Genomic DNA, 26,330 nt, shown 5'->3' on the forward strand with positions numbered 1-26,330 from the left:
TCGATATAGAAAGATGGAAAAAGAGAAAAGAGGAGAAGGTTATGAAAGACCTTTATGCGGTTATCGGAGATCCAATTGCTCATTCTATGTCTCCCATCATGCATAATCATTTATTCCAATTTTATGGAGTGGATGCTCATTATCATGCATTTAAGGTGGAAACGGAAAATTTAAAGGCAGCAATAAATGGCTTTAAAGCAATTGGGATTGCAGGTTTTAATGTTACCGTTCCACATAAAATGAAAATTATTCCCTTTTTAGATGAAATCGATCCATTAGCGAGAGAAATTGGTGCGGTAAATACCGTTGTGAATCGTGACGGTAAATTTATTGGCTATAATACAGATGGGAGCGGATATTTGAAAGGTCTCTCATCCGTGTATGATATTCAAAAGGACCTATCTGTTTTATTGATTGGTGCTGGTGGGGCTGCACGTGGGATTTATTTTACCATGGCTCAGTCTGGGGTTGAACACATCGATATTACGAATCGGACAGTTGAAAAAGCAGAACAGCTAATAGAAGAATGTCCATATGCAGTTCAATCCAATGCAGTCCCTTTAAAAGAGGCGGAAGCAGATCTAAGTCAATATGACCTAGTCATTCAAACAACATCAATTGGAATGTCACCTTATATGGATAGGAGTCCAATCTCCCTGCAAAATCTTTGTTCTAATGCCTTTGTTAGTGATATCATTTATAATCCATTAACAACCAAAATATTGCATCAGGCAAAGGAAAAGGGGGCCAAGATCCAAAATGGATTGGATATGTTCGTTTTCCAGGGGGCACTTGCTTTTGAAAAGTGGACGGGAATTTTTCCCGATACAGACCGCATGAAAAACACAGTTCTTACTCAATTAGGAGGAATACAATGCTAACAGGAAAACAAAAAAGATTTTTACGCTCGAAAGCGCATCACCTAGACCCAATTTTTCAAGTGGGTAAAGGTGGAGTAAATGAAAATATGATTAAGCAAATCAGCGATGCTTTAGAGGCAAGAGAGCTTCTAAAAATTAGCATCCTACAAAATTGTGATGAAGATAAGGATACCGTAGCTATGAAGCTTGTAAATGGAACAAAGGCGGAGCTAGTGCAGATTATTGGTCATACGATTGTTCTATACAAGGAATCACGTGAAAATAAACAAATTCAATTACCTTAATGTTTGAAGGAGGGATCAAATTGAAGATTGGCATTTTAGGCGGAACATTCGATCCTCCTCATCTAGGACATCTAATTATGGCAAATGAGGTCCTATGCTCCCTTGAACTTGATGAAATATGGTTCATGCCTAATCAAGATCCTCCTCATAAAGAGAAAGCTCGGAATGTATCGAATGAAAATCGTCTTGCAATGCTAAATTTAGCGATTGCAGGACATCCTAATTTTAAAATTGAAACAATTGAATTTGAACGTGCAGGACGTTCTTATACGTATGATTCCATGATTTTATTAAAAGAGAAATATCCAACTGCTAAATTTTATTTTATTATCGGTGGAGATATGGTTGAATATTTACCAAAGTGGCATCGAATTGAAGAATTGGTTGACATCGTTCAATTCGTAGGGGTAAATCGACCAAGCTATCGAGTTCAAACTCCGTACGCTATTCAATCTGTAGAAATACCTAGTATTTCCATATCGTCGAGTCTTATTAGAAAGAGAATGAAGGATGGAAAAACGATTCGGTATTTAGTTCCGGATTCAGTGAGAAAATATATGGAGGAGAATCAATTGTATGAATCGTGAAACAGCTTTAAAGCTTGTCAAAGAGCAATTAACAGATCACCGATATCAGCATACAATAGGGGTAATGGAAACATCAATTCTGCTTGCGCAAAAATATGGAGTAGATGAAAAAAAAGCGGAATTAGCTGCGATTTTTCATGATTATGCAAAATTTCGCCCAAAAGAGGAAATGAAAGAAATTATCATTCAAGAGAATATGCCAAAAGATCTTCTTGAATATAATAGTGAGCTATGGCATGCTCCAGTGGGTGCTTATTTAGTGGCAAAAGAGGTTGGTATCAAAGATGAGGAAGTATTAAATGCGATTCGTTACCATACCTCGGGACGCAAGCACATGACCCTTATAGAAAAAGTGATTTATCTGGCTGATTATATCGAGCCTGGAAGGTATTTTCCCGGGGTTGATGAAGTGCGGGAGCTTGCTAAGGAAGAATTAGATCAAGCTTTTATTCAATCGATAAAAAATACCATGATTTTTTTGATGAAAAAAAATCAACCTATCTATCCAGATACATTTATTACGTATAATGATTTAGTTATGAGGAGGTTTTAACCTGAATGAATGAACGTGAACTATTATTAACAGCCGTAAAAGCCGCTGATGATAAAAGAGCAGAAGATATTGTTGTTTTAAATATGAAAGGCTTATCATTAATTGCGGATTATTTTATTATTTGTCATGGAAACTCTGATAAGCAAGTTCAAGCAATTGCGAGAGAAATGAAAGAAAAAGTTGAGGAAAATGGATTTGAAGTAAAAAGAATGGAAGGCTTCGATGAGGCTAAATGGGTTTTAGTTGATCTGGGAGATGTTATTGCTCATGTCTTCCATCGTGATGATCGCCTATATTATAATCTTGAACGTCTTTGGGGAGATGCACCAATCGAGAATGTGCAAAGTGAGCTAAAACAATGAGCTACGAAAAGTTTGCCTATCTCTATGATGATTTAATGAGAGATGTCCCCTATGAACAATGGGTGAAGGTAATCCAACAACAGGTTGAAAAACACGGTATAGAGGGAAAGCGATTATTGGACTTAGCTTGTGGTACAGGTGAGCTCTCCATTTGCTTGGCTAAAAGTGGATATGAAGTCACTTGTGTCGATCTTTCTGATGATATGCTCTCTGTTGCTCAGGCAAAAGCACAAGAAAGTGGATTACAACTATCTTTTTTTGAACAGAATATGGCCGAACTTGAATTAATGACTGAATTTGATATCATCGGAATTTTTTGTGATTCATTGAACTATTTACAGACAGAAACCGAGATTAAAAATACCTTTAGGCATGTTTATCATCACTTAGAGGATAAAGGTCTTTTTATCTTTGATGTGCACTCTGTCTATAAAATGCAACATTTGTTCATAAATCAAACTTATGCCTACAATGGTGATGATATTAGCTATATTTGGCAATGCTTTGAGGGTGAATATCCCTTAAGTGTTGAACATGAGCTAACCTTTTTCGTTCAAGATGAATCCGGTAAGTATGATCGTTATGACGAGCTTCATTTTCAAAGGACATATCCAATTGAACAATACATAGAATGGCTTGAAAATTCCGGATTCCAAGTGAACGAAATATTATATGATTTCAAGCAATCATTTTCAAATGATGATTGTGAAAGAGTATTGTTTATAACAAGCAAATAGTAATTTGAAAAGAGCTTTCCTAATTTGCGGGAAGCTCTTTTAACATTTTTTTATATTTGATGGAGGAAAACATTGGGGTAATAGAGAATTAATGTAAGGTGTATTGTTTTTTTAAATCGGCTACATCTTCGGCAAATTTTTCATGTGTAGCATGAAAAAGATGTTCAAACACAGGACCTAGCTCTTTTTCTAGTACTTTGATTCCTTCCCCAGTAATCCCGCCTTTTACACAAACCTTTTCTTCTAATGCCGGTAATGTATAAAATTCTCTATTTAATAATTGTCCCAACCCAATCAACATTTCACTAGCGAGCTTTATGGCCGTCTCTTCATTAATCTTGGTTTCAGATACTGCCCCCTCGATAAACCGTCTTGTTAAATAACTGAAAAATGCAGGCCCACAACTAACAATGTCAGAAGCAACTCTTGTAACCTCTTCTTCAATTTCTACAGGTGATGAAATGAATGAAAATAACTCTAAGAGACTTCTTTTCCATGTTAACGTGCATTTTTTCCCAAAAGTAAAAAGGGAGACTCCTGATAGAGCCCTGTTTGTAATACTAGGGATAATCCTTGCGACAGAACAGGGTAATACATGTTCTAATTGATCCACGTTGATGGGACTTGTAATGGAAACCACACAGCTATTTTTTGTTACCGCTGGTTTTATATCCTGAATGACCTGGAAAACATCTAAAGGCTTCACACAGATAATAACCAAGTCACTATTTCTCGCTACCTCAAATGCCGTTGGATAAATCGATAATCCTTCATACATGTCAATAATTTGAATTGCTTTATTAAGCGTTCGATTTGAGATGGCCATGGAAGAAGGGGAAACAGCTTTGCTTTCCAATAAGGCTTCTATCAATATTCTCCCCATATTACCTGTACCGATGATTCCCGTTTTCATTGTTACTTCCCTCCTTCACAAGCAAGATAGTTCATATAACCATATGAGTTATGAAAAAGAATTATACCTATGAAAGTTGGTGTCATTATGTTTGAATGGATAAAAGCCCATAAAAAATTGAGCCTGATCTTTTCTCTTCTGATCCTGGCGGCTATTTGTTTCTCTATTCCATTTGTTTCCTTGAATCAAAAGGAAACAAATAAAGAAACGGAATGGAATGATTTGCAACAATCTTTAACGTCTGACACACTTGAAAAACAAGAAACCAAACAAACCGTTCAAAAGCAAACAGAAAAAATGGAAATTATTGTTGATGTAAAAGGAGCTGTGAATAAACCCGGAGTTTATGAAGCAAAAGATGGTGAAAGGGTAAAGGATATTATTAATAAGGCTGGAGGATTAAAGGGAAAAGCAGATGAAAAGAATATAAATTTTGCGGAGAGAGTAAAAGATGAAATGGTTGTGTATATTCCTGAAGTAGGTGAGGTGCCAAAGGATATGGCAATGGCAAATGGGGCTAATGAAATGCAAAATGGAGAAGAAAATAAAAAAGTTAATCTTAATTCTGCAGATGAAACGGAACTGCAAACGTTACCGGGAATTGGACCTTCTAAAGCAGCCGCTATTATCGAATATCGTGAAACGAATGGATCATTCAAGGCAATAGAGGACTTAAAGTCGATTAGTGGAATTGGAGATAAAACATTTGAAAAATTACAGGAAAGCATTTCCGTTAATTAACTGAACTTTTCAATTGACGATTGATTTCCATCAATATTAAACTTATAAGAAATGGACATGAAAAGGGATGTGTAGACATGAGTGAAGAGCAAAGATTAACTTGGGATCAATATTTTATGTTAAATGCTCATCTAATCAGAATGAGAAGCACTTGTAATCGCTTAAAGGTAGGAAGTGTATTAGTAAAAGATAATCGGATTATTAGCACAGGCTATAATGGAGGCATTAGCGGCGAGGAGCATTGTCTGGAAGCCGGTTGTTATGTTGAGGATAATCATTGCTTACGCTGCCTTCATTCAGAGGAAAATGCCATTTTGCAGTGTGCTTTACAAGGCATTTCAACAAAGGGAAGTGTGATCTATGTGACGCATTTTCCATGTATTCATTGTATGAAAAAAATCCTTCAAGCAGGAATAACAAAGATTTATTATGCGGAGGATTATAAGAATCATGAATATTGCTATCATTTGTTAGAGATTAGCCATGTTGAGGCTGTTAAATTAGAGGTCCAAATAGAAAATTATATTGAAGAGGAGAATCCTTCAAAGGGATTGTTGAAATGGAATTTTACACCAATGAAAACAAAATAGCGCTGGGCTTCCAATTGGCAGTCCAGTTGTTTATAGTTTGAAAAGAATAGAAGATATGGTTTTGCATTTTCGCTTTTGTAAAGAAAATCTACTTTTATGGGAGGGATTATGAAAGGTACAATCATTTATTTTGTTTTTGTTAGTTTACTCGCCATTTTCGGTGAATTTTCTCATTTTCTTTGGTCATTAGGGCTGTTGCTCCTGCTTATCCTATTTTTGGCTGTTTTTAAGTCCTTTTCGGGCAGAGCTATTTTATTAGTTCTTGGTATCTTTCTGATTTTTTCCTTTCGTGCTCACGTGGAACACAAGGCAATGAACTATACCGACTTGAATGGCAAGGAAAGTCGATTTCACCTAGTTTTTGATGAACTGAAAATTGATGGCAATAAGCTTTCCACTTTTGCTAAGGATCAAAATCATAAAGACAAATTAGCCATCAGCTATTATATTCCTTCAGAAAGGGAGCAGCAAATCCTCAAAGAATATTTCGTCCCCGGTATGGAATGTACCGTTGTTGGAACTCTCGAAAAACCTTCTCCACCCTCAAATGAAAATGCCTTCTCTTATTTAAATTATTTAAAAGCGAAAAAGATTCAGTGGATATTGGAAATTAATCAAATTGAGTTAAATTCATGCAAAAAAAGTCACAACAATCCCCTCACCACTTTAAAAAGAATTCGATATTATGGTGTCCAGTATTTAGAAGAGAATTTTCCAAAAGAAACATCCACACTTGCAACAGCACTTATATTCGGGAATCGGAATTTTCTTGATCAACAATTAATAGATGTTTATCAGGATTTAGGTATTACTCATCTATTAGCAATTTCCGGATTGAATGTAAGCATGCTAGTGGGGATTATCTTTTATTTAGGCATTCGTTTAGGAGTAACGCGAGAGTCGATGACGAATTGGTTGTTGATTTGTTTGCCGATTTATATGATTTTAACAGGAGCTTCACCTTCAGTAAATCGGGCTTGTATGATGATGTTTATGATTCTTTTATTGAGCAAGTGGCAGTATCGAGTTCTCAATATTTTGGATCTTATTAGTATGGCCTTTCTTTTTTATGTATTTTGGTCTCCAGCTGTTATTTTTGATGTTGGGTTTCAGCTTTCCTTTTGTGTTACGTTTGCCCTCATTCTTTCCTCAGTTTGGATCTTAAAATTTGTTCGTCAGCCTTTGATCCTCTTGCTTATGGTCTCCCTCATTTCTCAATTAGCAGCTGCACCTATTATTCTTTACAATTTTTATGAAATTTCGATTATCTCCTTATTCGCAAATTTACTATTTGTTCCATTGTTTTCTGCTGTGTTATCTCCTATTGCGATGCTTCTCTTTATTTTTCATCTTTTCCTTCATAACTTACTAATTCCTGCTATCATCATGTTTAATTACCTTATCATTTTAACCAATACCTTGACTATTAAATTAGGTCAAATTCCATTTGCAACAATCGTTCTCGGAAGGCCTTCTATATTTCAACTATTCCTCTATATCTTTGGTACCCTCCTCTTTTTTGTTTTGTGGGAACGGAGGAGAGGTGGGAAAAACTTTTTAAATGCTCTTTTAATTCCAAGTCTGGTTTTTATTTTAGATGGGGCAAGTCCGCTGATTTCAGCACAAGGGGCTATAACGTTTATTGATATTGGTCAAGGGGATAGTATCTTAATTCAATTACCGTACCATAAGGGGACATATTTAATTGATACAGGTGGAACTATGACTTTTTCAATAGAGGAATGGAAAAAGAGAAAATCTTCTTATGAAGTAGGAAGTGATACATTAGTTCCATTTTTAAAAAGCAAAGGGATTGCATCGATTGATAAATTAATACTAACACATGGTGATATGGATCATATGGGGGGATCGTTTTCGCTGATGAAGGAAATAAAGGTCCGCGAGCTCGTTTTGCCAAAAACGTGGGAGCATTCACCTTTAGAAGATCGTCTGGTGGAACAAGCCAAAAAAAGAGGAATTCCAATAAAAGTGGTTCAAGATGGAGACCAGTGGGTAAGCAGCAATACGTCATTTTTTATATTATCACCAAATGGGACGGGGCATGTGGAGAAAAATGATGGATCTATCGTTCTCTATACAAAGCTTGGAGGGTTATCATGGCTTTTTACAGGGGATCTTGAAGAATCAGGGGAAGCGGGGCTAATTCAAAGATATTCTCATCTTCCTTTAGATGTTTTAAAGGTTGGACATCATGGGAGTAAAACATCAACGTCCGAACTACTGCTGAATTCCTATCATCCGAAAATCGCCATCATTTCGGTTGGAAGAGAAAATCGTTTCGGGCATCCCCATTCAGATGTTTTGAATAGGCTAAGTGAAAGAAATATCCTGATTTTTAGAACGGATTTGAATGGGGCAGTGAGTTATCATTATCATGGAAAAGAAGATGGAACCTTTTCAACCATTATTCCATAACATAATACATGAATAACCAATCCCTCAGGTGAACATCCTTGAAGAATTTGCAATAGGAAAAAGACTGCCGGTAACCGTGCAGTCTAAGAGAAACGCTACTATAAGTCATTATGTATAGTTTTAAGCGCCGACCAAGAAAATGACTGTAGCAATAATAAATAATGTCGCAAAGAAACCAAAGGATACAATAAAACCAACACCAGCATCAGTTGCATCATTTCGTTTGCATTGTACATTTTGTTCAAATTCGTTCACAGTCTACCCCCCCTATATCCATTATAGTATAAGCGAAATAATGAAAAAAATCTATATCTTCTATCAAACCCTTTTCCTGTAATGACAAGAGTTGTCACAAATAGTTTACAATTTTCAGGCAAAAATAATTTCTACAAACAGGTGCACCGTTGTTAAATAGGTATCCTAGGTCTTATTTAGCAACGTTTATTATAAATTGGGAATTGGTGTTTCTCTATAGCGGCCAATTCCCATTGATATGATGATTCTAAAAGACGTTAGGTTTTAGAAGTGCGTTTTTAGCCCTTGTCAAAATGTCCAAGCTTCTTTAGGATATAGGAATAGGATATTTCTTGAAGAACGGGGCGAAAGTCAATTGATTTTGGATATATGGAAGCAAATCAAAAGTAAGCAATATTCTCCCATTTACTTATTATATGGGACTGAAGCTTTTCTAATAAATGAAACAAGGCAATTATTGGTTAAAGAAGTGTTTCAAGGCGAAGAAACCGATTTTAATTTATCTTCCTATGATTTAGAAGAAACGCCAATCGAAGAGGTGTTAGAAGAGGCTGAAACTCTCCCTTTTTTAGGAGAGAAAAGGCTTATTTTTGTGAATAATCCTTATTTTTTAACCGCAGAAAAGAAGAAGGATAAAGTGGAGCATAATCTGTCCAAATTTGAAGCCTATCTAAAAGAACCCTCTCCTTTTTCTATTCTTGTCGTAAATGCACCTTATGAAAAATTAGATGAACGTAAAAAGTTAACCAAGGAATTAAAAAGAGTAGGACAAGTTCTTGAAGCAAAAAAGCTCAATGAACGTGAGTTGAAAGGGTGGATAAAACAAAGAGCTAGTTTTAATCATGTAGAAATTGATGATGATGCAATTGATCTTATGATTGTTTTAGCAGGAACGAATTTATTTATGTTAACGAGTGAATTAGATAAATTAGCCCTTTATACAGGTGAACATCAACGAATAAATACTGAAATAGTAGAAAAATTGGTTTCGCGATCCTTAGAGCAAAATATTTTTACATTAGTGGAAAAGGTTGTTCAACGCAAAATAGATGAAGCACTTCGAATTTACTATGATTTACTGAAGCAAAAAGAAGAGCCAATAAAAATTTTAGCCGTTATAACGGGCCAATTTCGTCTGATCTATCAAGTAAAGGAATTAAGCAGAAGAGGATACGGGCAACAACAGATCGCTGGTTTCCTAAAAGTTCATCCGTTTCGGATAAAGATGGCAGCCGGTCAGGCAAAAATGTTTAAAGATGAAGACTTAATTAAAATCATAAATATGCTGGCAGATGCTGATTATCAAATGAAAACAGGAGCAATAAATAAAGAAATGCCTATTGAATTATTCCTCTTTCATTTATAGGGTTCACGAGTATAAAAATAAGGAACTGAAACCTCTTGGCTTCAGTTCCTTATTTTGTTAACGGGTGAATTTTTGGAAAATAAAAAGAGGTCTGATCGATAAATGGATCAGCCTCATTCAAAAATTATGCGTTTAAAGAGTTTAACTTCTTAGATAAACGAGATTTTTTACGAGCAGCAGCGTTTTTATGGATAAGACCTTTTGCAGCAGCTTTGTCTAATTTACTAGCAGCATCTGCGAAAGATTCTTTTGCAGCAGCAGCGTCATTGTTTACGATAGCAGCATCAACTTTTTTCACAGCAGTACGCATTGCAGATTTTACAGTAATGTTTTGAGCATTGCGATCTTCGTTAGTCTTTACACGTTTGATAGCAGATTTAATGTTTGGCATTCCATTCACCTCCCTAAAAAAACACCCGAGACTATATAACTCGACTTTCACGTTCATTTACATAAATGAAGAACAAGAGATATTCTATCAAACCACAAGCATTATTGCAATACCATCCCTTTAATTTACGAGGAAGAGAATCATTTTTGCATGAATGAAAAAATTGGAAAAGGGAAAAATAGAAGTTATGCGAATAAAGAACAATAATGATTTGGGGGATTTAAATGGATAAATCAATTGATTTAAGTAAGTACTCTGTCCGTACAGACCTTGCTGTTGAAGCAAGAGAGATGGTGATAGCAGAGAGATCCCGTTCTGTTCAAGAAGGCGAAGACCTTTCACAAATCGAAGGAGTCATGATTAAAGAAAAAGAAAATCATGATATGAAAATATCTTTAGTAGAAATTACAAAAGTAGGAGAAGAACAAATTGGCAAAAAAGCAGGAAAATATTTAACGATAGAAGTAGTGGGCATTCGCGGACAGGATACGGAGCTGCAAAAACAAGTAGAAGAAGTTTTTGCAGAAGAATTTTCTCTTTTTCTTAGAGGATTGGGGATCCGTGAAGATGCGTCTTGCCTAGTAGTGGGTTTAGGAAATTGGAATGTCACCCCAGACGCTCTTGGGCCTCAAGTCTGTGAAAACCTCCTTGTAACAAGGCATCTATATCAGTTGCAGCCTGAAAGCGTTGAAAAGGGGTTCCGTCCGGTCAGTGCGATTGCTCCTGGTGTTATGGGTTTAACTGGAATCGAAACGAGCGATATTATTATGGGAGTCGTGGAGAAAACAAAGCCTGATTTTGTCATTGCAATAGATGCTTTAGCTTCTCGATCGATTGAACGGGTAAATTCAACGATTCAGATTTCTGATACAGGTATTCATCCAGGGTCTGGGGTTGGAAATAAAAGAAAAGAATTAAGCAAGAAAACCCTTGGGATTCCTGTCATTGCTATCGGGATTCCAACCGTTGTCGATGCGGTCTCAATAACAAGCGATACGATTGATTACATCTTAAAGCACTTTGGGAAAGAAATGCGTGAAGGAAATCGACCGTCGAGAGCTCTTGCCCCAGCGGGATTGTCCTTTGGCAAAAGGAAGAAGCTTACGGATGATGATTTACCTGAAGAACAACAAAGAAAAACCTTTTTAGGAATGATTGGAACTTTATCGGATGAAGAAAAGAGAAAGCTAATCTATGAGGTCCTATCTCCACTAGGCCATAATCTCATGGTAACGCCAAAAGAAGTGGATGTATTTATTGAAGATATGGCAAATTTAATTGCTAATGGATTAAACGCAGCTCTGCATCATTCCATTAATCAAGAAAATGCTGGTTATTATACAAGATAGCATAATATCCGTTAGGTCTAATTTGCTAAATCGATAGTAGATGGAAGATTCGAGTTCTATCTTCTCTAGTAAAGTCATATGATTTACTAGACTAGTAAGTGGGGTGGAACGATGAAATCATATAGACCGCCTAATCAAGTAATGATTACGATTCAAGGGTCCAGTATTATCAAATTCAGTTTTGCGGTTATTTTGTTTATCTTTCTTTTATTTTCAATTAGCGGAGCGTTAACAGCCCTTAAACCTGAATATCAGCTGAAGTCATCATCGGTTAATACAGTTGCCAGCAATATTACAGGTGGAATGCTTTATCAATTATTGGGATGGGAAAATCACGCCTTAATGCAATCAGCACCCGAAAATTCTTCGGCACCAAAGCTTACAAATATGATGTTCGCTTTATCTACCAATGTGAATTTAGATGATCCTCGAAGCTTATTAGGCCGAGAATTGCCAGGATTTTATCAATTTGATGGAAAAATCCTGATTGCAGGTGAGGGGACTAATTATACGAATATGCCGATTGAATCCTCACCTCCATTAGACATATTGACAGCTGAAAAAGAAGCAACATTACAAAATACAGAGGACGTGGATGATAAGGATAATAATAAATCAACCATTCCACCTCTATCAACAGGTAAGAAGAAGGTCGTTTATATTTATTTCTCCCATAATACTGAGTCTTATCTTCCTTATTTAAAGGGTGTTACAGATCCGAATCTAGCCTACCATTCGAAGATTAATGTGACCAAAATTGGGGATCGGCTTAAAGAAGATCTTGAGGATCGTGGAATTGGAACCACCTTAGATAAAACGGATGTCCAAGCTATTCTGAAACAGAAACACAAGGATTTTACGGCGTCCTATGAGGAATCGGGGAAAGTTGTCCAAGCTGTACTCTCAAAAAATCACGACTTGACTTATTTAATTGATATTCATCGGGATGCAAGAAGAAAGAGTCAGACAACTATTAAGATCAAGGGCAAATCCTATGCAAAGGTTGCTTTTGTTATTGGTTCTAATAATCCAAATTATGAAAAAAATGCCGATTTTGCAGGTGAGCTACACAAAATACTTGAGAAGAAATACAAGGGATTAAGCCGAGGAGTCTTAAAACAAGGTGGATGGCGCTACAATGGTAAATATAATCAACAGCTATCCAATAAAGCCATTTTAATCGAGTTTGGTGGAGTGGATAATACGTTCGAAGAGCTCTATCGTTCAGCAGATGCAATCGCAGATGCCTTAAGTGAATATTATTGGCAAGCTGAAAAGGTAAATAATCCTGATAAAGAAAAAGGCTCAAAAGAATAGTGTTTGTAGAATTCTTCAAATAGGTATGGTGAATAAAAATGAAGATGTTTATGTTTAAATCCGTCCTTATCGCTTCTTTAATGTTTATTTCTGTTCTAGTTGGAATGCAGCAGGCGAATCAAGGAATCCATAATATGAAGGGGTACAAGGATTCTAATTTTAAAAGTGCCTTAACCGTTGATAATGGTGATAAAGGAGACATAGCGGTTTCCGTGTTAGGCAAGGAAGTGGATAGTCACGATCTGGAAAAGAAACGCGAGAAATTAGAAAAAATGAAGGTTTATAACCTGTTTTCTGCGACGGGGAAAAAAATAGCAGATACGCTTTCTTCATTAACGGAAAAACTAATCATCTTCATATCGAAAATTTAAATCAATTGGAAGGACGGTATTCAGGGATGGAACTGGCTACCGTCCTTTTTTTAAAGTATCAAAAGTCGTAAATGGTTGATAGGTTCGTTAAGATAAGGAGGAACAGTGGTTGTAATAAATTGAAAAAAGGTGTTCATGAGAGGGATGAACGACTCATTTATCCCACTCTTAACGGACATTTTGACTCCCACTTCAAGATTCTGAGAATGCGAAGAAGATAAGTGGGAGATCAACTGTCCGTAAAGGTCCGACGAGGGATTAAGGTCCTAGTCAGGCGAAGCCACAGGACGTGGCGTCCCTTGAGCGTGATAAGTGAAATAAGATTTTTCTTTGGGCTTCATCCCTTAGAAAAATCAATCAGGCTCTGCGTGACTAACCATCAGTGGGGGATGAATGGCAGACTAAAAGCACGACGTCAATCACAACATCTGCACACTTCACGTCCTGTGCGTCGAAAACCCCCACTGATGGAAGTTTCACTTTAAAAAATTCGGAAAAATGAAATGTTCTTCCTAAACTTGGATAATCGATATTTCTTACTAAGGAATGAATCTAGAAGGTTCTCTCTTTTCATTTTGTTTTCGTTGAATCTTGAAACTCCTCTTGATATAATCAGAAATAGTGTATGTTGCGCGAAAATAGTAGGAGTGAACGATATGAACAGAGAAGAAAGACTGAACAGACAAGCAAAAATCCGTAATTTTTCCATCATCGCTCATATCGATCATGGGAAATCGACACTAGCCGATCGCATTTTAGAAAAAACAAATGCCTTAACTTCGCGTGAAATGAAGGATCAGCTGTTAGATTCCATGGATCTTGAAAGAGAAAGAGGAATTACGATTAAATTAAACTCTGTCCAGCTAAAATATCAGGCAAAGGATGGAGAGGTTTATACATTTCATTTAATTGACACACCAGGGCATGTCGATTTTACCTATGAGGTTTCAAGAAGCTTAGCAGCATGTGAAGGGGCAATTCTAGTTGTCGATGCTGCTCAAGGAATAGAGGCCCAAACCTTAGCAAATGTGTATTTAGCATTGGATAACGACCTTGAAATTTTACCTGTCATTAATAAGATAGATTTGCCAAGTGCAGACCCAGAACGAGTTCGACAAGAAATTGAAGATGTAATTGGACTTGACGCATCTGAGGCTGTTTTGGCTTCGGCAAAGGCCGGAATCGGCATAGAGGATATTTTAGAGCAGATTGTTGAGAAGGTACCGGCGCCTTCAGGGGACCCTGAAGCCCCTTTTAAAGCCTTAATCTTTGACTCTTTATATGATGCCTACCGTGGAGTTGTCACGTATATACGCGTTGTTGATGGAACGGTTAAAGCAGGAGATAAAATCCGGATGATGGCAACGGGCAAAGAGTTTGAGGTCATGGAGGTCGGTGTATACACTCCAAAAGAAGTTGCAACAGAGGAATTATCAGCCGGTGATGTTGGATTTTTAACAGCTTCAATCAAAAATGTTGGCGATACTCGTGTGGGTGATACGATTACAAGCGCAAAAAATGGCGCGACGGTACCTCTACCTGGTTATCGAAAATTAAATCCAATGGTTTACTGTGGATTATACCCAATTGATAGCGCCAAATTTAATGATTTAAGAGATGCTTTAGAAAAGCTTGAACTTAACGATTCTGCGCTGCAATTTGAACCAGAGACTTCACAAGCTCTTGGATTTGGCTTCCGCTGCGGTTTCTTAGGTCTTTTGCATATGGAAATCATTCAGGAGCGGATCGAACGTGAATTTAAAATTGACTTAATCACAACGGCACCAAGTGTTATTTATCATGTGATTATGACGGATGGAACGGATGTAAGGATTGATAATCCATCTGATATGCCTGACCCGCAAAAGATTGCCCGAATTGAAGAACCTTACGTTAAGGCAACGATGATGGCGCCAAATGATTATGTTGGTGCGATTATGGAATTATGTCAGGCTAAACGCGGAATCTTTATCGATATGCAATATTTGGATGAAACGCGCGTAAGCATCGTCTACGAAGTACCTCTTTCGGAAATTGTCTATGATTTCTTTGATCAACTGAAATCTTCAACGAAAGGCTACGCTTCTTTTGATTATGAATTAATCGGCTATAAAGAATCGAAACTTGTGAAGATGGATATTCTCTTAAATGTTGAAAAAGTAGATGCCTTAAGTTTTATTGTCCATAAGGATTTTGCTTATGAACGTGGAAAGATCATTGTTGAAAAGCTGAAGGAATTAATTCCAAGGCAGCAATTTGAGGTACCAGTACAAGCGGCAATTGGTCAAAAAATTGTCGCACGCTCGACCATTAAGGCAATGAGGAAAAATGTCTTAGCGAAATGCTATGGTGGCGATATTTCACGGAAAAGAAAACTTCTTGAGAAGCAAAAAGAAGGGAAAAAGCGCATGAAACAAGTTGGATCAGTTGAAGTGCCACAGGAAGCTTTCATGGCTGTATTAAAAATGGACGACAATAATTCGAAAAAGTAATTCATTGCATTTTTTAAGGAAGGATAGATACACTTGGTTTGAAATCAAGGAGCATCTACCTTCTTTTTATTATTAAAAAGGTTGTGAAAAAAATGATAAAAGCTGCCTATATTCATATTCCGTTTTGTGAGCATATTTGCCACTATTGCGATTTTAATAAATTTTATTTAAAGGGTCAGCCGGTGGATGAATATTTATCTGCTCTCGAGGAAGAAATAAAATTGACATTGGAGCAAGTTCCGGTGATGTCGATGAAGTCCATTTTTGTCGGTGGAGGTACACCGACTGCTTTAAACGAAAATCAGTTGAAAAAGCTTTTGACCATCATTCAAAAATGGTTACCCATTGATGGACAAACAGAGTTTACTTTTGAAGCGAATCCCGGGGATCTTTCCCAGGAAAAATTTCAAATTTTACATGATGCAGGAGTGAACCGATTAAGCTTTGGTGTACAGTCCTTTAATGATAAACTTTTACAAAAAATAGGAAGGATGCATCGGGCAGAGGACGTATTTCACTCTATTGAAATGGCCAAGAAGATCGGTTTCAAAAATATAAGCATTGATTTAATTTACAGCCTACCCGGACAAACACTTGAAGATTTTAAACAAACTTTGAAAACAGCATTCACTCTAGATATTGTCCATTATTCAGGCTATTCCCTCATCATTGAGCCGAAGACGGTTTTTTATAATTTATTTCGAAAAGGGAAATTACCTATTGTAAGTGAGGATATGGAAGCACTTATGTATGAAATTCTAATGGAAGAAATGGAGAAGCATGGGTATAAACAATATGAAATAAGTAATTTTTCAAAACCGGGCTATGAAAGTAGACATAACTTAACATATTGGAATAATGAAGCGTATTTTGGTTTTGGTGCAGGAGCTCATAGTTATGTTTTAGGGAGCAGGAGATCGAACCATGGGCCATTAAAAAAATATATGACTGAAATTCAAGATGGAAAGCTTCCGATTCTTGAAGAGCATCTTGTAACAAAAAAAGAGCAAATGGAAGAAGAAATGTTTTTAGGATTAAGAAAGAATCGTGGGGTAAGTGTGGAGCATTTTATGAAGAAATTTGCCGAAAATCCCCTAACGCTCTTTGATGATAAGATTAAACAAATACAATTACGAAAGTTGCTTAATGTTAGTGAGAATCATATTTTTTTAACTAAGAATGGACGTTTATTAGGGAATGAGGTCTTTCAGGAATTCCTCTTATAAAGAAGCTGCTGAAAATGAAAAAAAGGAGAAGATGTCGCTTAAATAAGATCAAATGATTGACACCCGGCCCCTTTTTTTGATAATTTATATGTAGAATTAGCACTCGGGTACAATGAGTGCTAACAGAGGTGATTAACATGCTAACTGACCGTCAATTACTGGTATTCCAAGTTATTGTTGATGATTTCATACGATCTGCACAACCTGTGGGTTCAAGAAGTTTGTCGAAAAAAGATGAAATTCCTTTTAGTTCGGCAACCATACGCAATGATATGGCTGACTTAGAAGAACTTGGTTTTCTAGAGAAGACCCATACATCATCGGGGAGAATTCCATCAGAACAAGGATATCGTTTTTATGTTGATCATCTGCTTCACCCACAAAAGCTTAATCATCATGATATTTACTCAATACGTTCTATTTTTGCTGAAAGGATTTTTGAATTGGAAAATATTGTTCAAAGATCTGCAAAAATTTTATCAGAGCTGACAAACTATACATCGATTGTTTTGGGTCCTGCTGTGAAAGAAAATAAACTAAAGAAATTGCAAATTGTTCCATTAAATAAAGAAACGGCGATTGCCATTATTGTAACGGATACGGGACACGTAGAAAATCGAATGTTCAATTTGCCAGAAACAATTGATGCAAGTGATATCGAAAAAATGGTTAATATTATTAACGATCGTTTGGTTGGAGTTCCACTTGTGGATTTAAATGGTAAAATATATAAAGAAATAGCCACTCTTTTGCGGTACCATATTACGAATTATGAATCAATGATTTATACGCTCATTGAGACATTGAAGATTCCAACACAAGAAAAAATGTTCTTCGGTGGAAAAACGAATATATTAAGTCAACCAGAGTTTCATGATATTGAGAAAATTAAATCGCTTATGGATATGATTGAACATGAGGAAGACTTCTACGAACTGATAAGAAGGAATCCAATTGGAATCAATGTAAAGATTGGAAAAGAAAATAATAATTCCGCGATGGATAATTGCAGCTTAATTACGGCGACTTATTCGATTGGCACAGAACAATTGGGCACGATTGCTGTCCTTGGTCCAACACGAATGGAATATTCAAGGGTCATTAGCTTGCTGCAATATTTTAGTAATGATTTTTCGTCCTTACTGACGAAACTGTATCAAAATAAATAATCGTGGAAATATTGATTAAGGGTGGATATACCGATTCCATCCCTTTTCCCTTGTGTTTTATGAGGTTCTAATGTATATAATGAGAGGGATATTTCCCCATGCTTGATTTTTAAGGGAGGTGAATTAGTTGGCAGAAGATAAACAAACACAAACAGAAGAAAAAGAACAAGCTTCTTCTCAAGTAGAACCAAATGAGGAAGAAAACATGGAGGCAGTATTTGATGAAGAACTCCTTACTAAGGAGCAAGAGGCAAGTGGTGATCAAAACTCCATCGAGACTCAATTAAAAGAAGCTAACGAAAAAATTGAACAATTAGAGAAGAAAATAGAGGATGCAGATAATCGCTATTTGCGTCTGCAAGCTGATTTTGACAACTCAAGACGTCGCGCTAAATTAGATTTTGAAGCATCTCAAAAATATAGAGCACAAAATTTAATCAGTGATTTATTACCGGCCATCGATAATTTTGAAAGAGCATTATCGATGAATGCAGATAATGAGCAAGCAAAATCATTGCTTCAAGGAATGGAAATGGTCTATCGCAGTTTAGTGGAAACATTACAGAAAGAAGGCGTAGAGCCAATTGAAGCTGTAGGAAAGGAATTTGACCCAAATATTCATCAAGCCGTTATGACGGTTGAGGATTCCAATTTTGCTTCAAATATGGTTGTAGAAGAATTCCAAAAGGGTTATCTTCTTAAGGATCGCGTTATTCGTCCTTCTATGGTTAAAGTAAGTCAATAGAAATTTTACATAAATATCGGGGAGGTTTTTTAGTTGAGCAAAATCATTGGTATCGATTTAGGAACTACAAACTCATGTGTTGCCGTTTTAGAAGGCGGTGAACCAAAGGTTATTCCAAATCCAGAAGGGAACCGTACAACTCCTTCTGTTGTCGCATTTAAAAATGGTGAGCGTCAAGTCGGTGAAGTCGCTAAACGTCAAGCGATTACGAACCCAAATACGATTATTTCAATCAAACGTCATATGGGTACAAACCATAAAGTGACAGCTGAAGACAAAGAATATTCACCTCAAGAAATTTCTGCTGCTATTTTACAATATTTGAAATCATATGCAGAAGATTATCTTGGTGATACTGTTACAAAAGCCGTTATTACTGTACCAGCTTATTTTAATGACGCTGAACGTCAAGCAACGAAAGATGCAGGGAAAATAGCGGGCCTTGAAGTAGAACGGATTATTAATGAACCAACAGCAGCAGCACTTGCTTATGGTTTAGATAAAATGCATGAAGATCAAACCATCCTAGTTTACGACCTTGGTGGCGGTACATTTGACGTATCCATTCTTGAACTTGGAGATGGAGTATTCGAAGTAAAAGCAACTGCAGGGGATAATCGTCTAGGTGGTGACGATTTTGACCAAGTGATTATTGATTATTTAGTCGACCAATTCAAGAAAGAAAATGGCATCGACCTTTCAAAAGATAAAATGGCTTTACAACGTTTGAAAGATGCTGCTGAAAAAGCGAAAAAGGATTTATCTGGTGTCACTTCAACACAAATTTCTTTACCGTTTATTACAGCAGGGGAAGCTGGACCGCTTCATTTAGAAATGACATTAACTAGAGCAAAATTTGATGAGTTAACTGCTCATTTAGTGGAAAGAACGATGGGACCTACTCGTCAAGCTCTTAGAGATGCAGGTCTTCAAGCATCAGAACTTGATAAAGTGATCCTTGTTGGTGGTTCAACTCGTATTCCTGCAGTCCAAGATGCCATTAAAAAGGAAACAGGTAAAGAACCACATAAAGGTGTTAACCCTGATGAAGTTGTCGCTATGGGTGCAGCTATTCAAGGTGGAGTTATTACGGGTGATGTAAAGGATGTTGTATTACTTGACGTTACTCCATTATCATTAGGGATTGAAACAATGGGTGGAGTATTTACCAAATTAATCGATCGTAATACAACGATTCCAACATCAAAATCACAAATTTTCTCTACAGCTGCCGATAGCCAAACAGCTGTTGACATTCATGTATTACAAGGAGAACGCCCAATGGCAGCAGATAATAAAACATTAGGTCGTTTCCAATTATCTGATATTCCACCAGCACCAAGAGGAATTCCGCAAATCGAAGTATCATTTGATATCGATAAAAACGGGATTGTAAATGTACGTGCGAAGGATTTAGGTACAAACAAAGAACAGCAAATTACGATTAAATCTTCTACTGGTTTATCTGACGATGAAATCGATCGTATGGTTAAAGAAGCAGAAGAAAATGCAGAAGCAGATAAGAAACACAAAGAAGAAGTTGAACTTCGCAATGAAGCTGATCAATTAGTATTTACAACTGAGAAAACAATGAAAGACCTTGAAGGAAAAGTCGATCAAACGGAAGTTTCAAAAGCAAATGAAGCGAAGGATGCTTTAAAAGCAGCGATTGAAAAGAATGATTTAGATGAAATTCGTGCGAAAAAAGATGCATTACAAGAAATCGTTCAAAATTTATCAGTCAAGCTTTATGAAGAAGCTGCAAAACAAGCACAAGCCGGGGGTCAAGGCCAAGCACAACAAGATGGCGGAAAAGATGATAATGTTGTGGATGCAGAATATGAAGAAGTTAAGGATGATAAATAAGCCAGATTCTTCATTTTTTATCATCGAAAGTCAAAGTCAGGTCATAAGTATGACTTGGCTTTTTCTTATCTGTATTGGCTTTAAGTTCCAGAGAAATGAGATGGATGGGAAAAATCACGTTTGTAGTGTGAACCTTATTATTGCATGATCATGCAAGTATTGTTACAATAACCTTTATGTGAATGTAGCGGGGAGTGAGTAATCATGAGTAAAAGGGATTACTATGAAGTCCTTGGAGTTAGTAAAACAGCTTCAAAGGATGAAATAAAAAAAGCTTATCGAAAGCTTTCAAAGCAATATCACCCAGATATTAATAAAGAGCCAGATGCTGAAGAAAAATTTAAAGAAGTAAAAGAAGCATATGAAGTCCTCAGTGATGATCAAAAAAGGGCTCAGTATGATCAATTCGGGCATACTGATCCTAACCAAGGATTTGGTGGTTTTGGTGGCGAAGGAGATTTCGGCGGTTTTGGCGGCTTTGAAGATATATTCAGTACCTTTTTTGGTGGAGGTTCTAGAAGACGTGATCCAAATGCACCTAGACAAGGGGCAGATTTACAATATACGATGACGATTTCATTTGAAGATGCCGTTTTTGGAAAAGAAACGGACATTGAGATTCCTCGTGAGGAAACATGTGATACGTGTAACGGGTCAGGTGCTAAGCCTGGGACAAAGCCTGAAACATGTAAGCACTGTAATGGAACTGGTCAAATCAATATTGAACAAAACACGCCATTTGGGAAAATTGTGAATCGCAGAACTTGTCATTATTGTAATGGAACTGGGAAAGAAATTAAAGAAAAATGTTCTACATGTGGTGGAACCGGCACAGTGAAAAAACGCCGGAAAATCCATGTGAAAATTCCTGCAGGTATCGATGATGGTCAACAATTACGCGTTGCAGGACAAGGGGAACCAGGAGTTAATGGTGGACCATCTGGAGACTTATATGTCGTCTTCCACGTAAGAAGTCACGAGTTTTTTGAACGTGATGGAGATGATATTTACTGTGAAATGCCAATCACCTTTGTTCAAGCATCATTAGGTGATGAAGTAGAGGTTCCTACCCTTCATGGAAAAGTGAAATTAAAAATTCCTGCAGGTACGCAAACAGGAACGAAATTCCGTTTAAAAGGAAAAGGTGTTCCAAATGTACGCGGGTATGGAGTTGGAGATCAACATATTATCGTGAGAATTGTGACTCCAACAAAATTGAATGAATCGCAAAAACAATTACTTCGAGAATTTGCTGAAATTAGTGGGAGTGTACCACAAGGAGAACATGAAGAAGGATTTTTTTCAAAAGTAAAAAGAGCTTTTAAAGGTGAATAAGGAATGGAGTTGGTAGTAAATGAAATGGTCTGAAATTGGAATTCATACGACAAATGAAGCAGTTGAACCTATTTCAAATATTTTACACGAAGCAGGTGCAAGCGGAGTGGTAATTGAGGATCCGTTAGAATTACAAAAGGAAAGAGAAGATCAATTCGGCGAAATCTACCAACTAAATCCTGATGACTACCCTGATGAAGGGGTGATGATAAAAGCTTATCTCCCAGTAAATAGTTTTCTCGGTGAAACGGTGGAAGAGATCAAAACGGCTATTAATAATTTGCCGCTTTTTAATATTGATATTGGAAGAAATATTGTTACCCTTAGTGAAGTACATGAAGAAGAGTGGGCAACAGCCTGGAAAAAATATTATAATCCAGTGAAAATTTCTGAGAAATTTACCATTGTTCCAACTTGGGAAGAATATACTCCGGTTCATAGTGATGAATTGATTATTGAATTAGACCCAGGAATGGCTTTTGGAACAGGAACTCATCCAACAACTATCATGTGCATACAGGCTCTGGAACGAACGATAAAAAAGGGTGATCTCGTTATTGATGTGGGAACCGGTTCTGGAGTTTTAAGTATTGCCGCTGCTCTATTGGGAGCTGAAAAGGTGAGTGCCTTGGATTTAGATGAGGTTGCTGTCCATTCTGCTCGCTTAAATATTAAGCTTAATAAAGTTCAAGAGACCGTCAAAGTATCGCAAAATAATCTATTAGATGGAATCGATGAAATGGTTGACGTAGTCGTTGCTAATATTTTGGCGGAGGTTATTCTTCGGTTTACAGATGATGTGGCAAGAATTGTCAAGCCCGGTGGATATTTTATTGCTTCCGGTATCATTCATAAAAAGAAGGAAGAAGTGAAAGATGCAATCATTAAAGCAGGATTTGATATCGTTGAAACGATTCAAATGGAAGACTGGGTTGCATTATTAGCGAAAAGAATATAATGATTGAAAAGGGGGATTTCAATTGATTCCCCCCTTTTTTAGGTAAAAAAACCTTTGATGCCTGAAGTGAGGTGCCTCTATATGCAGCGATATTTTGTGAAAGAGTATCATGGAGAACAGTTTGAAATTTCGGGTGAAGATTATCACCATATCACAAGGGTGATGCGCTTTAAAGAAAATGACCAGCTGCTGTGCTCCACACTTGATGGAAAAACGGCCATATGTACAATTGCAGAAATTACCGATGAAACCGTAATAGCAAACGTTGTAAAATGGGTAGAGGAGACATCTGAATTGCCAGTAGCTGTAACCATTGCGAGCGGATTGCCTAAAGGGGATAAACTGGAAATGGTTATCCAAAAAGGTACAGAGCTTGGAGCAAGTATGTTTATCCCTTTTACTGCAGCTCGCTCCATTGTAAAATGGGATGATAAAAAATCGGCCAAAAAGGTGGAGAGATGGCAAAAAATTGCAAAGGAAGCAGCAGAGCAATCGCATCGCAGCCGTATTCCCACAGTTGAAAGTCCTATTTCTTTTCCATTACTGATTCAAGCTTCTAAAAGTTATGACTATAAATTGATTGCCTATGAAGAGGATGCGAAACACGGAGAGGCATCCGTTCTTGCAAATGTTTTTCAGCAAATGCAGGAGGGACAATCCCTTCTTGTTGTATTTGGACCAGAGGGAGGATTAACTTCTACAGAAGTTAGTCAACTAAAAGAAAATGGATTCCAGTCATGTGGATTGGGACCGAGAATTTTAAGAACAGAAACGGCTCCGTTATATGTTCTTTCAGCTATTTCGTACCATTTAGAATTAATGAGGTGAGTAAAATATGCCAACAGTTGCATTTCATACATTAGGATGTAAAGTGAATCATTATGAAACAGAGGCCATTTGGCAATTATTTAAGGAACAAGGGTATGATCGTATAGATTTTGAAGCCACTTCAGATGTTTATATTATCAATACATGTACGGTTACCAATACAGGTGATAAAAAGAGTCGTCAGGTCATTCGCAGAGCGATAAGAAAAAATCCTGACGCAGTGGTATGTGTGACTGGATGCTATGCACAAACATCACCAGCTGAAATTCTTGCAATTCCAGGGGTTGATGTTGTCGTCGGTACTCAGGACAGAGTGAAAATGCTTGATTACGTTGAGCAATTTAAAAAAGAACGTCAACCCATTAATGCTGTAGGAAACATCATGAAAAACCGAGTTTACGAAGAATTAGATGTTCCTTCCTTTACGGATCGTACGCGTGCTTCATTAAAGATTCAAGAAGGCTGTAATAACTTCTGTACTTTCTGTATTATCCCTTGGGCAAGAGGGCTAATGAGATCAAGAGATCCAGAAGAAGTCATACGTCAAACGCAAAGCTTAGTGGATGCAGGTTATAAAGAGATTGTTCTAACAGGAATTCATACAGGTGGATATGGCGAAGATATGAAGGATTATAATCTTGCCGCTCTTCTAAAAGATATCGAAGCAAAGGTAAAAGGATTAAAACGCCTAAGAATTTCATCGATTGAAGCAAGCCAAATTACGGATGAAGTGATTGAAGTCATCAATCAGTCCAACATTATTGTAAGGCATTTGCATATTCCAATTCAATCAGGCTCAAATTCTGTCTTAAAGAGAATGAGGAGAAAATATACAATGGAATTCTTTGCTGAGCGTCTAAGTCTTCTGAAAAAAGCTCTCCCGGGATTAGCGATTACTTCTGATGTGATTGTTGGATTCCCTGGTGAAACAGAGGAAGAGTTTATGGAAACTTATAATTTTATTAAAGAACATAAATTCTCAGAGCTTCATGTTTTCCCTTATTCTAAGCGCACGGGTACGCCAGCAGCAAGAATGGAAGACCAAATTGATGAAGAGATCAAAAATGAACGCGTCCACCGTTTAATTGAACTCTCTAATCAATTGGCGAAGGAATATGCTTCTCAGTTTGAAGATGAAGTTCTGGAAGTCATTCCTGAAGAACATCATAATAATGATGATAAAAGTGGTCTATATGAAGGCTACACGGATAATTATTTAAAAGTTGTATTCCAAGGCACTGAGGATATGATTGGAAAAATTGTTCGTGTGAAAATCACAAAAGCAGGCTACCCGCATAATGAAGGACAATTTGTTCGAGTAATGGATGATCATGCTGACGTGGAAGAAGAGAAAGCGATCATTTAATTTTTCCATAACTGTCGAGAATGCATCTGAATTTACGAAAGTGGTTAGACATTCCTGACAGTTTTTTTGTTATGAAAATGGTTTTTGGTTATCATAATAGGGAAAATGGTCAATTTAGTGTCAATCTTACTTTGATGAAGATTGCAAGTGACTATTATTAAGCAGTGATGATTTAAAAGTATGTCCAGTAATTGGTTTTCCCTTGAGGCAACAAAAATGGCTTGATTTGAATTCGAAATATAAATGGTTAGACAATTCATTATATTAATACTTTATAAAAGTCCAAATACTCGGGTGAATTACAGTTGACCTTGTTTCACTGTTATATTATAATTTGAAGGTACATGGTTTTCCATGTTCGGTGTTAGTGTGTTGTGTTCGGAGGGAGGGAAAGAGAATGTCTAAAACCGTCGTTCGTAAAAACGAATCGCTTGAAGATGCTCTTCGTCGCTTTAAACGTACTGTATCTAAATCAGGTACGATTCAAGAAGCTAGAAAGCGCGAATTCTACGAAAAACCTAGTGTAAGACGCAAGAAAAAGTCAGAAGCTGCTAGAAAACGTAAGTGGTAAGAGAGGGTGTATGTAATTGAGTCTTCTCGAGCGTTTAAATAATGATATGAAACAAGCGATGAAAAACAAAGAAAAAGAAAAACTCTCAGTTATTCGGATGGTTAAAGCTTCTATTCAAAACGAAGTGATCAAGAATGGTCATGACCTATCTGAAGATGAGGAGCTAACTGTCCTTTCTCGCGAAGTAAAACAACGCAAGGACTCCCTCCATGAATTTGAAAAGGCAGGACGCGAGGACCTTGCCGATAAAATTCGCACTGAATTACAGCATGTTGAATTCTATTTGCCTAAACAGTTAACAGAAGAAGAAATTTCAGATATTGTCAAACAAACAATTGCTGAAACAAATGCTTCAAGTAAAGCTGAGATGGGTAAAGTGATGGCTGCTATCATGCCTAAAGTAAAAGGGAAAGCAGATGGGTCACTTATTAATAAACTTGTACAACAACACCTTTCATAATTAATGTTTTATCAGGCCGTAAGCAGAAATGCTTACGGTTTTTCATTATACTTAAAGAAAGCATTCCTGTATTAAAGCAAAATGAGGTTTGAACAAAAAAAGCCCTCTTGGTATGATACGAGGTGTCCAGTCGACAGGACCCTTAATTTGACCAAGGAGGACTTCAAATGAAGTATAAACA

At 36.9% G+C, this 26,330-nt stretch carries 27 protein-coding genes; 24 read left to right on the top strand and 3 right to left on the bottom strand.

The window, feature by feature from the left end:
* Positions 1–41: 41 nt before the first annotated feature.
* From aroE to ACE38V_RS21885, 6 genes are read left to right on the top strand one after another with little or no spacing between them, the layout of a single operon-like run.
* Positions 42–881, top strand: a complete 840-nt coding sequence (gene aroE / locus ACE38V_RS21860; protein ID WP_375844711.1) for a shikimate dehydrogenase — start codon at positions 42–44, stop codon at positions 879–881.
* A complete protein-coding gene (yhbY, locus tag ACE38V_RS21865) occupies positions 875–1,165 on the top strand; it encodes a ribosome assembly RNA-binding protein YhbY (protein ID WP_375844713.1) in 291 nt (96 codons plus the stop codon). The genes aroE and yhbY overlap by 7 nt, the downstream gene beginning before the upstream one ends.
* Positions 1,165–1,752, top strand: coding sequence for a nicotinate-nucleotide adenylyltransferase (locus ACE38V_RS21870; protein ID WP_375844715.1), 588 nt, complete (start codon positions 1,165–1,167; stop codon positions 1,750–1,752). The genes yhbY and ACE38V_RS21870 overlap by 1 nt, the downstream gene beginning before the upstream one ends.
* Positions 1,742–2,305 (top strand): bis(5'-nucleosyl)-tetraphosphatase (symmetrical) YqeK, encoded by a 564-nt coding sequence (yqeK, locus tag ACE38V_RS21875; RefSeq protein ID WP_375844717.1) that lies wholly within the window; start codon positions 1,742–1,744, stop codon positions 2,303–2,305. The genes ACE38V_RS21870 and yqeK overlap by 11 nt, the downstream gene beginning before the upstream one ends.
* A gap of 5 nt (positions 2,306–2,310) precedes the next feature.
* Positions 2,311–2,667 (top strand): ribosome silencing factor, encoded by a 357-nt coding sequence (gene rsfS / locus ACE38V_RS21880; RefSeq protein ID WP_375844719.1) that lies wholly within the window; start codon positions 2,311–2,313, stop codon positions 2,665–2,667.
* Positions 2,664–3,404 (top strand): class I SAM-dependent DNA methyltransferase, encoded by a 741-nt coding sequence (locus ACE38V_RS21885; protein WP_375844720.1) that lies wholly within the window; start codon positions 2,664–2,666, stop codon positions 3,402–3,404. Before rsfS ends, ACE38V_RS21885 begins: the two co-directional genes overlap by 4 nt.
* 88 nt (positions 3,405–3,492) lie before the next feature.
* On the opposite strand, the gene comER is transcribed toward ACE38V_RS21885, so the two are convergent.
* Positions 3,493–4,317, bottom strand: a complete 825-nt coding sequence (gene comER, locus ACE38V_RS21890) for a late competence protein ComER (RefSeq protein WP_375844722.1) — start codon at positions 4,315–4,317, stop codon at positions 3,493–3,495.
* A 69-nt stretch (positions 4,318–4,386) separates the two neighbouring features.
* On the opposite strand from comER, the gene ACE38V_RS21895 reads away from it, so the two are divergent.
* From ACE38V_RS21895 to ACE38V_RS21905, 3 genes are all read left to right on the top strand, one after another.
* A complete protein-coding gene (locus ACE38V_RS21895) occupies positions 4,387–5,058 on the top strand; it encodes a helix-hairpin-helix domain-containing protein (protein ID WP_375844724.1) in 672 nt (223 codons plus the stop codon).
* Between the two features lie 77 nt (positions 5,059–5,135).
* Positions 5,136–5,648 (top strand): deaminase, encoded by a 513-nt coding sequence (locus tag ACE38V_RS21900; RefSeq protein ID WP_375844726.1) that lies wholly within the window; start codon positions 5,136–5,138, stop codon positions 5,646–5,648.
* Between the two features lie 108 nt (positions 5,649–5,756).
* Positions 5,757–8,084, top strand: a complete 2,328-nt coding sequence (locus ACE38V_RS21905) for a DNA internalization-related competence protein ComEC/Rec2 (RefSeq protein WP_375844728.1) — start codon at positions 5,757–5,759, stop codon at positions 8,082–8,084.
* A gap of 120 nt (positions 8,085–8,204) precedes the next feature.
* Here ACE38V_RS21905 and ACE38V_RS21910 read toward each other — a convergent pair whose 3' ends face one another.
* Positions 8,205–8,339 (bottom strand): YqzM family protein, encoded by a 135-nt coding sequence (locus ACE38V_RS21910; RefSeq protein ID WP_375844730.1) that lies wholly within the window; start codon positions 8,337–8,339, stop codon positions 8,205–8,207.
* 355 nt (positions 8,340–8,694) lie between these two features.
* Between ACE38V_RS21910 and holA the strand changes: the two genes are divergently transcribed.
* The gene (gene holA, locus ACE38V_RS21915) at positions 8,695–9,705 is read left to right on the top strand and encodes a DNA polymerase III subunit delta (RefSeq protein WP_375844732.1); all 1,011 of its coding nucleotides are present in this window, start codon (positions 8,695–8,697) and stop codon (positions 9,703–9,705) included.
* 124 nt (positions 9,706–9,829) lie between these two features.
* On the opposite strand, the gene rpsT is transcribed toward holA, so the two are convergent.
* On the bottom strand, positions 9,830–10,096 hold the full coding sequence (gene rpsT / locus ACE38V_RS21920) for a 30S ribosomal protein S20 (protein WP_375844734.1): 267 nt from the start codon (positions 10,094–10,096) through the stop codon (positions 9,830–9,832).
* A 224-nt stretch (positions 10,097–10,320) separates the two neighbouring features.
* Between rpsT and gpr the strand changes: the two genes are divergently transcribed.
* From gpr to ACE38V_RS21990, 14 genes are all read left to right on the top strand, one after another.
* A complete protein-coding gene (gpr, locus tag ACE38V_RS21925) occupies positions 10,321–11,445 on the top strand; it encodes a GPR endopeptidase (RefSeq protein WP_375844736.1) in 1,125 nt (374 codons plus the stop codon).
* A gap of 111 nt (positions 11,446–11,556) precedes the next feature.
* Entirely contained in the window at positions 11,557–12,762 is a 1,206-nt protein-coding gene (spoIIP, locus tag ACE38V_RS21930) for a stage II sporulation protein P (RefSeq protein WP_375844738.1), read from the top strand.
* Positions 12,763–12,800: 38 nt separating this feature from the next.
* Positions 12,801–13,133 (top strand): DUF3679 domain-containing protein, encoded by a 333-nt coding sequence (locus ACE38V_RS21935; RefSeq protein ID WP_375844740.1) that lies wholly within the window; start codon positions 12,801–12,803, stop codon positions 13,131–13,133.
* A 656-nt stretch (positions 13,134–13,789) separates the two neighbouring features.
* Positions 13,790–15,625, top strand: a complete 1,836-nt coding sequence (gene lepA / locus ACE38V_RS21940) for a translation elongation factor 4 (protein WP_375844742.1) — start codon at positions 13,790–13,792, stop codon at positions 15,623–15,625.
* A gap of 92 nt (positions 15,626–15,717) precedes the next feature.
* Complete coding sequence (hemW, locus tag ACE38V_RS21945; RefSeq protein WP_375844744.1) at positions 15,718–16,851, top strand: radical SAM family heme chaperone HemW; 1,134 nt, start codon at positions 15,718–15,720, stop codon at positions 16,849–16,851.
* A 137-nt stretch (positions 16,852–16,988) separates the two neighbouring features.
* Complete coding sequence (hrcA, locus tag ACE38V_RS21950; protein WP_375844746.1) at positions 16,989–18,020, top strand: heat-inducible transcriptional repressor HrcA; 1,032 nt, start codon at positions 16,989–16,991, stop codon at positions 18,018–18,020.
* Positions 18,021–18,147: 127 nt separating this feature from the next.
* A complete protein-coding gene (grpE, locus tag ACE38V_RS21955) occupies positions 18,148–18,765 on the top strand; it encodes a nucleotide exchange factor GrpE (protein ID WP_375844748.1) in 618 nt (205 codons plus the stop codon).
* A 33-nt stretch (positions 18,766–18,798) separates the two neighbouring features.
* Positions 18,799–20,631, top strand: a complete 1,833-nt coding sequence (gene dnaK / locus ACE38V_RS21960; protein WP_375844749.1) for a molecular chaperone DnaK — start codon at positions 18,799–18,801, stop codon at positions 20,629–20,631.
* Positions 20,632–20,835: 204 nt separating this feature from the next.
* Positions 20,836–21,966, top strand: a complete 1,131-nt coding sequence (gene dnaJ / locus ACE38V_RS21965; RefSeq protein WP_375844751.1) for a molecular chaperone DnaJ — start codon at positions 20,836–20,838, stop codon at positions 21,964–21,966.
* 19 nt (positions 21,967–21,985) lie between these two features.
* Positions 21,986–22,924 carry a 50S ribosomal protein L11 methyltransferase gene (prmA, locus tag ACE38V_RS21970; RefSeq protein WP_375844753.1) on the top strand — a complete coding sequence of 313 codons (939 nt, stop codon included), beginning with the start codon at positions 21,986–21,988 and terminating at the stop codon, positions 22,922–22,924.
* An 81-nt stretch (positions 22,925–23,005) separates the two neighbouring features.
* Positions 23,006–23,752 (top strand): 16S rRNA (uracil(1498)-N(3))-methyltransferase, encoded by a 747-nt coding sequence (locus ACE38V_RS21975; RefSeq protein ID WP_375844755.1) that lies wholly within the window; start codon positions 23,006–23,008, stop codon positions 23,750–23,752.
* Between the two features lie 7 nt (positions 23,753–23,759).
* On the top strand, positions 23,760–25,118 hold the full coding sequence (gene mtaB, locus ACE38V_RS21980; protein ID WP_375844757.1) for a tRNA (N(6)-L-threonylcarbamoyladenosine(37)-C(2))-methylthiotransferase MtaB: 1,359 nt from the start codon (positions 23,760–23,762) through the stop codon (positions 25,116–25,118).
* Between the two features lie 397 nt (positions 25,119–25,515).
* Positions 25,516–25,689, top strand: coding sequence for a 30S ribosomal protein S21 (gene rpsU, locus ACE38V_RS21985; RefSeq protein ID WP_295969481.1), 174 nt, complete (start codon positions 25,516–25,518; stop codon positions 25,687–25,689).
* Between the two features lie 16 nt (positions 25,690–25,705).
* Entirely contained in the window at positions 25,706–26,149 is a 444-nt protein-coding gene (locus ACE38V_RS21990) for a GatB/YqeY domain-containing protein (RefSeq protein ID WP_375844759.1), read from the top strand.
* The last annotated feature ends 181 nt before the right edge of the window (positions 26,150–26,330 follow it).

Origin of the sequence: Cytobacillus sp. Hz8, from assembly GCF_042263505.1 — a bacterium.
Taxonomy (GTDB): Bacteria; Bacillota; Bacilli; order Bacillales; family Cytobacillaceae; genus Bacillus_BE.